Raw genomic sequence first — 12,690 nt, 5'->3', positions numbered from 1 at the left:
CTGCCGGTGACGCTGGCGGAGCTGGATGCATTGGGCGGGACGGCGCCGGCCAGTGCCCGGGGGTATGAGCAGTTGCTGGAGACGCTGGGCAATGATCTGGCGGGGTGTCTGGAGAAGTTGTGACGCCCTGATCGCGGGGTAAACCCGCTCCAACCTATTGTAGGAGCGGGCTTGCCCCGCGATGCTTCAAATCGCAAACGGCAATGCAATCTCCACCTGCTGGCGTGCCGCCAGGCGCACTTCGAAGTCAGCCGGGTCGTGAATCAGTACGTCCATCCCGGCAAATGATTCAGCGGCAATCAAGCGCGACAACCAGAAGCGCACGCAAGCAATGCGCAGCATCACCGGCCACAGGTGTGCCTCCGCCGCGGTGAACGGCCGCAGCGCCGCATAAGCCCCCAGCAGCGCCCGTGCCCGCGGGCCGTCGATGATCCCGGCGTCATCGCAGCACCAGTCGTTCAGGGTGATCGCCAGGTCGTAGAGCATCGGCCCCGAGCAGGCGTTGTAGAAGTCGATCAGGCCGGTCAGGTGGGTGCCTTCGAACAGCACATTGTCGCGGAACAGGTCCGCGTGCAGGTTGGCCCGTGGCAGGGCCATGATCTGCGCCTTGTGCTCGACGATTTCGTCCAGGCACGCCTGCAGCAACTGGCGTTGTTCGGCATTCAGGCGCGGCATCAGCTCGGCACCGGTTTCCAGCATCCAGTCCAGGCCGCGGTCGGTCTTGCGCTCCAGCACTCTGTCGCGGGTGGCCAGGTGCAGGTGCCCGAGCAGCTCACCCACTTGCACGCAGTGCTGGTTGTTGGCGGTCTTGATGTGCTTGCCCGGCAGCCGTGGCTGCAGCAGCGCAGGCTTGCCGGCCAGCTCGCGCAGGGCCACGCCGTCGTTGCCACGCAAGGCGTAGGGCACCGGCAGGTCGGCCTCATGCAGCACATCGAGGAGCTCGATGAAGAACGGCAGGTCCTGGATCGGCCCGCGTTCGACCAGCGTCAGCACGTACTCCCCCTGTTCCAGGCTGACAAAGAAGTTGCTGTTCTCGGTACCGGCGGCAATGCCCTGGAAGTCCCGCAGGCGGCCCAGGCCGTACGGTGCCAGAAAGGTTTCCAGCTCAGGCCGGGTCAGGGGGGTGAAGACTGACATGATCAAAAATTGCCCATACGGGCACTTCAGCAGGGAAGTGCCAGGTTGATGTAAAGGGTACGGCCTACCACTCGAAGATTTTCCACGACGGGATCAGCATGTCCGGTTGGTCGGAGCGGATGAAATTGCCCTCCGAGCCATCAGCGCGTACCAGGAAGTAAGGTTTGCCGTTTTTCGGGGTCACCTTGATTGCATACAGGAAGCCATTTTGCCGGTATTCCTGGATGGTTTTGTCGCCTTCCGTGCGAATGGTTACATCCGGATCAGCCGACGGCGCGTCATCCGCTGCCATTGTGACGACCGGAGTGACTGCCAACAGGCTGAGCAGCAACAGGCGATTTAGTGTACGCATGATAACCTTGTCCCTTTGTCGTCAATGTTCCGGACATTCTAGCGCCGGGCCCGTCGAAAAGGTTGATTCTGCTCATGAGCCAAGCTCCCCTCGTCCTGGTGGACGGTTCCTCGTACCTGTACCGCGCCTTTCACGCGCTGCCACCACTGACTACCTCCAAGGGCCTGCCGACCGGCGCGGTCAAGGGCGTGCTGAACATGCTCAAGAGCCTGCGCAAGCAGTATCCGGACAGCCTGTTCGCGGTGGTCTTCGACGCCAAGGGCGGCACCTTTCGCGACGAAATGTTCGCCGAGTACAAGGCCAACCGGCCGAGCATGCCCGACGACCTGCGGGTGCAGATCGAGCCGCTGCACGCCAGCGTGCGTGCCCTGGGCTACCCGCTGCTGTGTGTCGAAGGCGTGGAAGCCGACGACGTTATCGGCACTCTGGCCCGCAGCAGCGCCGCCGCCGGGCGTCCGGTGATCATCTCCACGGGCGACAAGGACATGGCGCAGTTGGTCGACGGCCACATTACGCTGGTCAACACCATGACCGGTAGCGTGCTCGACGTGGCTGGCGTACACGAGAAATTCGGCGTCGGTCCTGAACACATCATCGATTTCCTTGCCCTGATGGGCGACAAGGTCGACAACATCCCGGGCGTGCCGGGGGTGGGCGAAAAGACTGCGGTGGGCCTGCTGACCGGAATCGGCGGGGGCCTGAGCGACCTGTACCAGAACCTCGACAAGGTTCCGGCGCTGGCCATTCGCGGCGCCAAGACCCTGCCGGCGAAGCTTGAAGAGCACCGTGACGCGGCGTTTCTGTCCTATGAGCTGGCCACCATCAAGATCGACGTGCCGCTGGACGTTGAAGTCGAAGCGCTGGTCTGCGGCGAGCCGGACCGTGACGCGCTGCTGGCGCTGTACACCGAAATGGAATTCAAGAGCTGGATCGACGAAGTTCAGCGCGATGCCAAGCGCGCTGGCCAGGACGTCGCGGTCCAAGCGCCGCAGGAAGTGGTCGAGGCCCAGTACGAAACCATCCTCGACCAGGCCCGATTCGATGCCTGGCTGGAGAAGCTGCGCCAGGCACCGCTGTTCGCGTTCGACACCGAAACCACTGGCCTCGATGCCCAGCAGGCGCAACTGGTGGGTGTGTCGTTCGCCGTTCAGGCCCATGAAGGCGCTTACGTGCCGCTGACCCATTCCTACATGGGGGTGCCCGAGCAGCTCGATCGCGACAGCGTGTTGCTGGCGCTCAAGCCGTTGCTGGAAGACCCGGCCAAGGTCAAGGTGGCGCAGAACGCCAAGTATGACATGAACATCCTGGCCAACTGCGCCATCGGTGGGGACTTTGCCAACGGCATCCAGATGCAGGGCGTGGCCTACGACACCATGCTCGAGTCCTACGTGCTCGACTCCACTGCCACCCGTCATGACATGGACAGCCTGGCGCTCAAGTACCTGAACCACACCACCATCGGCTTTACCGACATCGCCGGCAAAGGTGCCAAGCAGCTGACCTTCGACCAGATCACCCTGGAGCAGGCCGGCCCTTATGCCGCCGAAGACGCCGACGTCACCCTGCGCCTGCACCAGACCCTGCAGCAGAAGCTTGCGCTGATTCCGAGCCTGCAAGCGGTGCTCAGCGACATCGAAATGCCGCTGGTGCCGGTGCTGGCCAAGATCGAGCGCCAGGGCGCGCTGGTCGATGCCAAACTGCTGGGCGTGCAGAGCGTGGAGCTGGGCGAGAAGATGCTCGAGCTGGAGCGCCAGGCATTCGAGATCGCCGGTGAGGAGTTCAACCTCGGTTCGCCCAAGCAGTTGGGCGTGATCCTCTACGACAAGCTGGGCATGCCTGTGCTCAACAAGACCGCCAAGGGCCAGGCTTCCACCGCCGAAGCGGTGCTGGCGGAACTGGCCGACATGGACTTCCCGCTGCCCAAGGTGCTGATGCAGTACCGCTCCCTGAGCAAGCTCAAGAGCACCTACACCGATCGCCTGCCGGAACAGATCAACCCGCGCACCGGGCGGATCCACACCTCCTACCATCAGGCGGTGGCGGCGACCGGACGCCTGTCGTCCAGCGACCCGAACCTGCAGAACATTCCGATCCGCACCGCCGAAGGCCGGCGCATCCGTCAGGCCTTTGTCGCCGCACCGGGCTACAAACTGCTGGCGGCGGACTATTCGCAGATCGAGCTGCGGATCATGGCCCACCTGGCCCAGGACGAAGGCCTGCTGCACGCCTTTCGCAACGACCTGGACGTGCACCGCGCCACCGCTGCCGAAGTGTTCGGCGTTGAGCTGGAACAGGTCACTACCGACCAGCGGCGTAGCGCCAAGGCCATCAACTTCGGCCTGATCTACGGCATGAGCGCCTTTGGCCTGGCCAAGCAGATCGGCGTCGACCGCAAACAGTCCCAGGCCTACATCGATCGTTACTTCGCCCGCTACCCAGGCGTACTGGCCTACATGGAACGCACCCGCGCCCAGGCTGCCGAGCAAGGCTATGTCGAGACCCTGTTTGGCCGGCGCTTGTACCTGCCGGAGATCAACGCCAAGAACCCGGCCCTGCGCAAAGGCGCCGAGCGCACTGCAATCAACGCGCCGATGCAGGGCACTGCCGCCGATATCATCAAGCGCGCCATGGTCGCTGTGGACAACTGGCTGACTGCTTCGGGCCTGGATGCCCGGGTGATCCTCCAGGTACACGACGAACTGGTGCTGGAGGTGCGCGAAGACCTGGTCGAGCAGGTGCGTGAGCAAATTCGTCCACACATGAGCGGCGCTGCCCAGTTGGATGTTCCGCTGCTGGTTGAGGTCGGAGTGGGGGCAAATTGGGACGAAGCGCACTAAAAATGCGCTGAAATTCGGGGAAAAGCTGCGGCATATCGTCGCGGCTTTTTGGCGGCCTGATGCTGCTATTGCCGGAAATTTCCCATCTATCGCAAATAGTTTTTAAACGCCCGGAACTAAACCGGTGAACGGCGACTCAGAGTATCTGAATGGCTGGTGAAGCCCTTCGATGCTCCTATGTTGTGTTAAGTGTTGGCAGATCTCTGGACCCCGCCCTAGCGGTCCGGAACTTGAACCCCGAACTTCCCCCTCCCCATACGAAGTCCGGGGTTTTTTTTGCCCGGCGTTTACCGGGCGGCCCTTATTCCGCAGGCTTGTCCGGCAGTTCCATCCAGCGTGCGAGCACCCCGTAGGCCTCTTCCAGGCCCTGGCGCTTGGGTGCCGAGAACAGTTGGATCGAGACGCTGTCGCCCCACCCTTTGCGAATTTCCGCCTGCACTTTGAGCAAGGTGTTCTTGGCTGCGCCGAAGGTCAGCTTGTCGGCCTTGGTCAGCAGGATGTGCATCGGCATGCCCGAGGCGCGCGACCAGTCGAGCATCATCATGTCGAAGTCGGTCATCGGATGGCGCACGTCCATCATCAGGATCAAGCCCTTCAAGGCCTCGCGGCTGCCCAGGTAGGCCTCCAGGTGGCGCTGCCAGTGCTGCTTGAGCGGGATGGGTACCTTGGCATAACCGTAGCCTGGCAAGTCGACCAAACGCCGTTCATCGTCCAGACTGAAGAAGTTCAACAGCTGGGTGCGCCCCGGGGTTTTCGAGGTCCGCGCCAGGCTGGCGTGGGTCAGGGTGTTCAGGGCGCTGGACTTGCCAGCGTTGGAGCGGCCGGCAAAGGCTACTTCATAGCCCTGATCGGGCGGACACTGGTCGACCTTGGCAGCACTGATGGCGAATTTGGCCTGTTGGCAGAGGCCGAGGATGGGGTTTTTGACTTGCATGGGATATCCGGTATGGGCGTTGCCAGAGACGGGCTCGGCAAGCGGTGTCGTTTCCGTTTCAGTAACGGGAGTATATAATGCCCCAGATTTTGTGTGCGCATTATCCCAGCGTAGGAGGATGTGCACGGGGGCATCGGATTCAAGCTTGCGCATTAGAACGCAGTGCAGCCCCCAACCCTGAAAGGTCGTTCGCATGACGAAATGGCTGCTTGTTGTCGGTGTCTTGATACCGTTATTCAGCGCTCAGGCTACACAGGATCCCGAGGCGTTGTACAACCGCACGTGTGCGGCTTGTCATGCCGGGCAGCTGCCACAGGCACCGAAAGCGGGTGATCGTGCGGCTTGGGAGCCAAGACTGGCGAAGGGTATGGAGATGCTGGTGGTGCATGTCACCCAGGGTTTCAAGGCTATGCCAATGCGTGGATTGTGCATGGACTGCAGTGCCGAGGACTACCAGGCAGTCATCCAGTGGATGAGCCGGAGTCCCGATACATAACTCTTTCACCCTTAGCCGTAGTTGGATTAGCTGATGAACAAACTACTCGTGAGTCTGCTGTTGACCTTGGGCATCACCGGTGCAGCCAATGCCGCAGAGCCTATCAAAGGGGATGCCGCTGCTGGTCAGGCCAAAACTGCTGTATGTGGCGCTTGTCACAATCCGGACGGCAATAGCCTGGCGCCGAACTTCCCGAAACTTGCAGGCCAGGGTGAGAAGTACCTGGAAAAACAATTGCACGACATCAAGTCGGGCAAGCGCACCGTGCTGGAGATGACCGGCATGCTGGCCGCTTTCAGCGACCAGGACCTGGCGGATATCGCCACCTACTTCTCCAGTCAGAAAGGCAGCGTCGGCGCCGCTGATCCGAAGCTGGTCGAACGTGGCCGCGCGCTGTTCAACGGCGGTGACGTCGAAAAAGGCCTGCCGGCCTGCACCGGTTGCCACTCGCCTAATGGCGCTGGCATTGCCCTGGCCGGCTTCCCGCACCTGGGTGGCCAGCACTCCACCTACGTGGCCAAACAGCTGACCGACTTCCGCGAAGGCAACCGTACCAACGATGGCGACGCCACCACCATGCGCACCATCGCTGCCAAGTTGAGCAACAAGGACATCGAAGCGCTGTCCAGCTACATCCAGGGTCTGCATTGATCCGCGCTTTAACGCTGGGTTAATACTGCGGCGCAAAGATGAAAAGGGTGGCTTCGGCTGCCCTTTTTTGTGCCCGCTGCCGTTACACTAACGAACTCGGGCCTGCCTCGACCTGTCCTATGACCGGTCGCGTCAAGGCGATTCAATAGACTGCTCAGGAGTAAAGCATGCGTAATCTGATTCTCGGCGCCGCGCTGGTCACTGCCAGCCTCTTCGGCATGACGGCCCAGGCCGCCGAACCGGTAGCCTCTGACCAGTATACCGAGCTGAGCAACCCGGTTCCGGTGTCGGTACCTGGCAAGATCGAAGTGGTCGAGCTGTTCTGGTACGGCTGCCCGCACTGCTATAGCTTCGAGCCGGTGGTCAATCCATGGGTCGAAAAACTGCCGAAGGACGTCAACTTCAAGCGCGTACCGGCCATGTTCGGCGGCCCTTGGGATGCCCACGGCCAGATGTTCCTGACGCTCGAGGCCATGGGTGTTGAGCACAAGGTTCATGCCGCAGTGTTCGAAGCCATTCAGGTTCAGCGCAAGCGCCTGACCAAGCCGGAAGAAATGGCCGACTTCCTTGCGACCCAAGGCGTCGACAAGGACAAGTTCCTCTCCACCTTCAACTCCTTCGCCATCAAGGGCCAGGTCAACCAGGCGCGCGAACTGGCCAAGAAGTACGAGATCACTGGCGTACCGAGCATGGTCGTCAACGGCAAGTACCGCTTCGACCTTGGCACCGCCAAGGGGCCGCAAGGGGTGTTGAACGTTGCTGACTACCTGATCGCCAAGGAGCGCGCCGCTAAGTAAGCGGCGCCAGCCATGCGCCGCTGGAGAACCGAGCGTGGCGTTGGCCTGCATGATCCGCAGGTCAACGAACATCACCTGCAGGCCAACAGCCTGCCAGATGACGGCCGGCTGCGGCTGCTCAGTTTCAATATCCAGGTTGGCATCAGCACCGAGCGTTACCGCCATTACCTGACCCGTGGCTGGCAGCACCTGCTGCCGCACACCGGACGGGCCGGCAACCTGCAGAGGATCGGCGACCTGCTCGCCGACTTCGACCTGGTCGCCCTGCAGGAGGCCGATGGCGGCAGCTTGCGTTCGGGCTACATCAACCAGGTCGAGCATCTGGCTCAGCTTGGCGCCTTCCCTTACTGGTATCAGCAGCTCAACCGCAACCTCGGGCGCCTGGCCCAGCACAGTAATGGCGTGCTCAGCCGCCTGAAGCCGCACCTGCTCGAAGATCACCCGTTGCCCGGCCCGGCTGGCCGCGGGGCGATCCTGGTGCGCTTCGGCGAAGGTGAAGACGCACTGGTCGTGGTGATGATGCACCTGGCATTGGGTTCCAAGACCCGCGCCCGGCAGCTTGCCTACATTCGCGAACTGATTGGCGGCTATCGCCACCAGGTGCTGATGGGGGACATGAACACCCATGCCCGCGACCTGCTCGAACATTCGCCGCTACGCGATCTGGGCCTGATTGCACCCCAGGTTCAAGCCACCTTCCCCAGTTGGCGACCGCAGCGCTGCCTTGATCATATTCTGCTCAGCCCGAGCCTGACCCTGGAGCGGGTCGAGGTTCTGGCCCAGCCTATTTCCGATCATCTTCCGGTCGCAGTTGAGATTCGTTTGCCTGATGCCCTTGCTGTGGATACGCTGCCCGCTTTGAGCTAATTGCCATTACCCTCTGCGGACCCAGGCATGACCGACGAAGCCCAGCGCTGGAAAGAAAAATACCTCAAGAGTATCGAGCAGCAAGAGAAGCTGGAGCGCCGTTGGGAGGCTCGTCTCGACCTGTTGCGCCGTGGTCTTGTGCGCAGCACCCTGGCCGCTGAAGGCAGCGACCGGGCGGTGGACTTGTGCATGAAGGAAATGCGCGAGGTGATCCGCACCGACAACATGGACGCCGCACTTGCCGGTCTGATTCCACGCCTGGAAAAGGCCGTGCTCGATTCCGAGCAGCGCCGGGCAACCCGTGTCGTCCAGGTCACCACCGCCCTCAACGCGTTGGTCAGCCAGTTGCAGACCCTGCCGTTGCCCAGCGAAGTCAGCCGTCCGCTGAAAAAATTTGCCAAGCAGGTCGAGGCCCGCGCCAGCCATTCCCGGGAAATGCCCCTGCTGCTGGGCGAGTTGAGCGGACTGCAGGGCCAGGCGCTGTCGGCAATGGAGCGGCCTGAAGAGGCGCAGCGGCCTGGTTTGTTGCAGCGTCTGTTCGGTGGTCGGGAAGCAGAAGCAGAAGCCATGCAGCCGGCGCTCACAGGGACAGCAGCGGTTGTAGCTGAGGCCAGAGAGCAGCCTGCGCCCATGCTGCACGCTGTTGTCGAGACGGCCGCGCATGAACTCGCCGACGTCGATGAGCTTCAGCCCTTGCCGACGGCTCGAGCGATTGGGCCCGAGACGATCGAGCCTGCAAGGGTCGAGGCTGACGTTATCGAAGCACCGCAGCTTGCACCTGCACCTGCACCTGCACCTGCACCCGAGCCTGAGCCGGTTGCAGAGCTGCCAACAGCGCCTGCAACTGCAGCCGAGCCAGCAGCGCCGGTCGAGCCCGATGCTCTGGACTCTGAGCAGGATGTCCTGGCGTTACTCGAACACAGCCCCGACGAGCCGCAGGCCGACCGGCCAGAAGCCGAGCCTGTTGAAGCCGGGCCTCTGGACGATGAGCACGCCCACTACGCCCTGCCCGATGGCACCGAGCCCACCTACAGCTCAGTCGCCGACCATATTGAAGATACCCTGCTCGGCTTGCTCGACGACCTGACCCTGCCCGAACGCCACAAGGCCCAGGCGCAGTCCATGCGCGAACGCCTGGAGCACGGCCTGAACTGGTATGAACTGCTGCCGGTGCTGGATGACCTGGCCGTGCTGATGCTGGCAATCAACGACAGCGGCCAGCACGAGTTCGAAGTCTACCTGCAGCAACTCAATGAGCGTCTGGAGTCGTTCCAGAGCCACCTGCACGAAGCCAGCGAAGGCCATGCCGACAACACCTCGGCGGCGCGCGACCTCGACAGCCAGTTGCGTGAGCAGGTCGACGGTTTGCAAAGCAGTGTGCAGGGCGCTGCCGACCTGGGCAGTCTCAAGCACATTCTGGAAAACCGCCTTGAAGGCTTGCTCGGCACCATGGACGAGCACCAGCAGCAGCGTGACCAGCGCGAACAGGACATGGCCAACCGCCTGCAAGGCTTGGCCGAGCGGGTGGCAAGCATGGAGCAGGAAGCCCTGGGCTACCGCGAGCACCTTGAGGAGCAGCGCCAGAAAGCCCTCATCGACCCCCTCACCGGCTTGCCCAACCGTGCGGCCTGGTCAGAGCGGGTCGATCAGGAAGTGCTGGAATGGCAGGAGAACGGCGGCCATCTATTGATGGCGATTCTCGATCTCGACCACTTCAAGCGTATCAATGACAGTTACGGCCACCTGGCAGGCGATAAAGTGCTGAAGATAGTCGCCAGCGTACTGCGCAAACGCCTGCGCAGTCGTGATTTCATCGCCCGCTTCGGTGGTGAGGAGTTTGTTCTGCTGATCCCGCAGACGGCCATGCCTGCTGGCTGCCAGTTGGCGGAAACCCTGCGCGCGGCCATCGAGGCCTGCCCTTTCCACTTCAAGGGCGAGCGGGTGACCATTACCCTGTCCATTGGCATCAGTGCATTTCGCAGCGGTGAGCGTAGCGAGGTGGTGCTCAAGCGCGCGGACGAGGCGCTGTACCGGGCGAAACATCTTGGTCGAAATCGTGTTGAACAGGGCTGAGTGGCAATAGCGAGGATACGTTAAGCTTACGCTTTGCAATTTCTCACCACAGTGCCCTCTCCATGAAAGCGTTTTTCACTGCCCTCCTGCTGCTGACGCTGGCAGGTTGCGCCACCGGCTTGCGAATCGATCGCAGCCATACTTCGGTCAACCAGGATGAACGTATCCAGTTCGTCGTCCTGCACTACACCAACGCTTCGCTCGAGCGTTCGCTGAAATTGCTGACCCATGGCGAGGTCAGCAGCCATTACCTGATCGGCGACTCACCGGCGACCGTCTATCAACTGGTCGACGAGAGCCGCCGCGCCTGGCATGCCGGCGACAGTCAGTGGGATGGCCGCACCTGGCTCAACTCCACCTCCATCGGCATCGAGATCGTCAACCCGGGCTTTACCGATACGCCAACCGGCCGGATCTGGCACCCGTATACCGAGGCGCAGGTGCAGGCGCTGATCGTCCTGCTCAAGGACATCGTCAAGCGCAACAACATCAAGCCCCGCTACATCATCGGCCACAGTGATATCGCGCCGCTGCGCAAACTCGACCCCGGCCCGATGTTCCCCTGGAAGCGCCTGGCGGATGCAGGTCTTGGGGTCTGGCCGAACGCACAAGCTGTGGCTCAGCAGCAGGCATACTTCAGCATCAACCCGCCGAGCATCACCTGGTACCAGCAGCAGTTGAAGCGCTTTGGCTATGCCATCGAGCAGACTGGCGAGTACGATGTCAGCACCAAACATGTGCTGGCGGCCTTTCAGATGCGCTTTCGCCCGCAGCGATTCGATGGCGTGCCGGATGCCCAGACGGCCGCCATGTTGCAGGTGCTCAACGGCCGTCGTTGACACCCACTGCCCAACGGGCAGGCTGACTTGATTGGCAGTTGCTATACCTCTTGGTATTCAACTGGATAATTCTTGATGTCTGCTGCCCTCTCCGTGTTGCGCCACCTGCTCTATCGTCCCTGGTTACTGGCCACACTCGCGGCTACGGCCAGCGCGATCCTGCTGCTCATGGCCAGTGTGGGCGTGACCATGCATCAGCTGCAGCAAAGCGAAATCGAGCAGATGAACGCCAAGGGCGAGCGCTTTCTCGCGCGCCTGGAGCAGATCTTCGGCCAGCTGCGCGAAGGCGTCGACCAGCTGCAGTTGCAACCGTTGCGAGGTTGCGATGCCCGCATGCTGGCGGCCTTGCAGCAGGTCGCCTTCCGATATCGTTTCGTCTATGAGGCCGCTTACGTCGATGGCAATGTCGCCTGCTCCAATCGTGTTGGCGAGCGCACCATCAATCCACTGCGTCCTGCCGATATCCAGGGGCCGACCTACAGCTACTGGCTCAACACAACCACCGAACCCGATGACAACCTGGCGGCGCTGATGCTTGGCCGTGGCAAGTTCCTGGTGGCCACTTCCCGCGGGCACATAACCGACGTGGTTGACCTGCCGCCGGAAGGCAGCCTGTTGGTGGTGCTCGACAACGGCACGCGAGCGATACCGGTACTTGGCCCGCCGCAGGTCTGGCCGCCGTCTGCCGATTGGCCGCCCACCTCCAGTGGTTCGCTGCTGGAGCTGCCTGATCGGCTGATTTACCGCATGCCGACCAAGTCACCGGATTATCAACTGGTGCTGATCGCGCCACGGGCCAGCATGCCGCTGAAGATGAGCGGGATTCTCTGGCTGCTGTTCCCGGGCAGTCTGGTATTGGCCTGGTGCATTGGCTGGTTGGTGTTACAACTGATTCGACAGCGTAGCTCGATGAGTGTGGAGCTTCAGGGGGCGCTGCGTCGTGGTGAGCTGCAGGTGCTCTACCAGCCAATTTTCGAGCTCACCAGCCGCCGCTGTGTCGGTGCCGAAGCCCTGGTGCGCTGGCGTCGTTCGGATGGCACGCTGACCAGCCCGGACCTGTTCATCCCGCTGGCGGAGAACACCGGGCAGATCCGCCAGATCACCGATTTCGTCCTGCAGCGGGTGCTGGAGCAACTGGGCCAACTGCTGCGCGCCAATCGCCAGCTGTACATCTCGGTGAACCTTGCCGCGTGCGATGTCATGGTGCCGAGAATCGGCCGGGTGGCGGCGCGCTTGCTGGCCCTGCATCATGTGGCGGCCAGCCAGATAGCCTTTGAGGTCACCGAGCGCGGGCTGATCGATGTGGTGGTGGCCCGCGATAACCTGCAAGCTTTGCGCGCTGTAGGCCATCAGGTGTTGATCGATGATTTCGGCACCGGCTATTGCAGCCTGGCTTACCTGCAAACCCTGCCGGTCGATTGTCTGAAAATCGACAAGGCCTTTATCGACGCCCTGGGCCATGACGCGGCCAGCAGTGGGGTGGCACCGCACATCATCCGCATGGCCCACGCTCTGCAGTTGCGGGTCATTGCCGAGGGCATCGAGTATGAAGACCAGGCGCTGTTGCTTAACAGTGAAGGGGTCAATTACGGCCAGGGGTGGCTGTTTGCCCATCCGCTCAATGCCCGGCAGTTCATCGAGCTGATCACCCGTGGCCGCCGCCTCGGGCCACGTCGCATCGACGATGAGGCTTGAGCCGCGGTTGCT

Annotated in this window: 11 protein-coding genes and 1 pseudogene; 9 read left to right on the top strand and 3 right to left on the bottom strand. The window is 62.1% G+C overall.

Features of this window, described 5'->3' with window-relative positions:
- A pseudogene (locus tag UW3_RS29465) lies at positions 1-123 on the top strand (zinc ABC transporter substrate-binding protein); the annotation flags it as partial.
- Positions 124-186: 63 nt separating this feature from the next.
- Here UW3_RS29465 and UW3_RS0111615 read toward each other — a convergent pair.
- Together UW3_RS0111615 and UW3_RS0111610 are read right to left on the bottom strand one after the other, a co-directional pair.
- On the bottom strand, positions 187-1,137 hold the full coding sequence (locus tag UW3_RS0111615) for a homoserine kinase (protein WP_010222623.1): 951 nt from the start codon (positions 1,135-1,137) through the stop codon (positions 187-189).
- 64 nt (positions 1,138-1,201) lie between these two features.
- Complete coding sequence (locus tag UW3_RS0111610; protein WP_010222622.1) at positions 1,202-1,489, bottom strand: DUF2782 domain-containing protein; 288 nt, start codon at positions 1,487-1,489, stop codon at positions 1,202-1,204.
- A 74-nt stretch (positions 1,490-1,563) separates the two neighbouring features.
- Between UW3_RS0111610 and polA the strand changes: the two genes are divergently transcribed.
- Entirely contained in the window at positions 1,564-4,326 is a 2,763-nt protein-coding gene (gene polA / locus UW3_RS0111605; RefSeq protein ID WP_010222621.1) for a DNA polymerase I, read from the top strand.
- Between the two features lie 301 nt (positions 4,327-4,627).
- On the opposite strand, the gene yihA is transcribed toward polA, so the two are convergent.
- A complete protein-coding gene (gene yihA / locus UW3_RS0111600) occupies positions 4,628-5,260 on the bottom strand; it encodes a ribosome biogenesis GTP-binding protein YihA/YsxC (RefSeq protein WP_010222620.1) in 633 nt (210 codons plus the stop codon).
- Positions 5,261-5,453: 193 nt separating this feature from the next.
- Between yihA and UW3_RS0111595 the strand changes: the two genes are divergently transcribed.
- The 7 genes from UW3_RS0111595 (at position 5,454) to UW3_RS0111565 (ending at position 12,678) form a co-directional block, all read left to right on the top strand.
- A complete protein-coding gene (locus tag UW3_RS0111595; RefSeq protein ID WP_010222619.1) occupies positions 5,454-5,756 on the top strand; it encodes a c-type cytochrome in 303 nt (100 codons plus the stop codon).
- 33 nt (positions 5,757-5,789) lie between these two features.
- Positions 5,790-6,407 carry a c-type cytochrome gene (locus tag UW3_RS0111590; protein WP_010222618.1) on the top strand — a complete coding sequence of 206 codons (618 nt, stop codon included), beginning with the start codon at positions 5,790-5,792 and terminating at the stop codon, positions 6,405-6,407.
- A 167-nt stretch (positions 6,408-6,574) separates the two neighbouring features.
- Positions 6,575-7,204: a thiol:disulfide interchange protein DsbA gene (gene dsbA / locus UW3_RS0111585; protein WP_010222617.1), complete on the top strand. Its 630-nt coding sequence runs from the start codon at positions 6,575-6,577 to the stop codon at positions 7,202-7,204.
- Between the two features lie 12 nt (positions 7,205-7,216).
- Positions 7,217-8,071 carry an endonuclease/exonuclease/phosphatase family protein gene (locus UW3_RS0111580; protein WP_010222616.1) on the top strand — a complete coding sequence of 285 codons (855 nt, stop codon included), beginning with the start codon at positions 7,217-7,219 and terminating at the stop codon, positions 8,069-8,071.
- Positions 8,072-8,098: 27 nt separating this feature from the next.
- Entirely contained in the window at positions 8,099-10,144 is a 2,046-nt protein-coding gene (locus UW3_RS0111575) for a GGDEF domain-containing protein (protein ID WP_010222615.1), read from the top strand.
- 62 nt (positions 10,145-10,206) lie between these two features.
- Complete coding sequence (locus tag UW3_RS0111570) at positions 10,207-10,983, top strand: N-acetylmuramoyl-L-alanine amidase (RefSeq protein ID WP_010222614.1); 777 nt, start codon at positions 10,207-10,209, stop codon at positions 10,981-10,983.
- A 75-nt stretch (positions 10,984-11,058) separates the two neighbouring features.
- The gene (locus UW3_RS0111565) at positions 11,059-12,678 is read left to right on the top strand and encodes an EAL domain-containing protein (protein ID WP_010222613.1); all 1,620 of its coding nucleotides are present in this window, start codon (positions 11,059-11,061) and stop codon (positions 12,676-12,678) included.
- The last annotated feature ends 12 nt before the right edge of the window (positions 12,679-12,690 follow it).

The sequence above is a fragment of the Pseudomonas donghuensis genome (assembly GCF_000259195.1).
GTDB classification, from domain to species: domain Bacteria; phylum Pseudomonadota; class Gammaproteobacteria; order Pseudomonadales; family Pseudomonadaceae; genus Aquipseudomonas; species Aquipseudomonas donghuensis.
The sequence above is the reverse complement of the archived record's forward strand: the minus strand, read 5'-3'. Positions and strand labels throughout refer to the sequence as shown.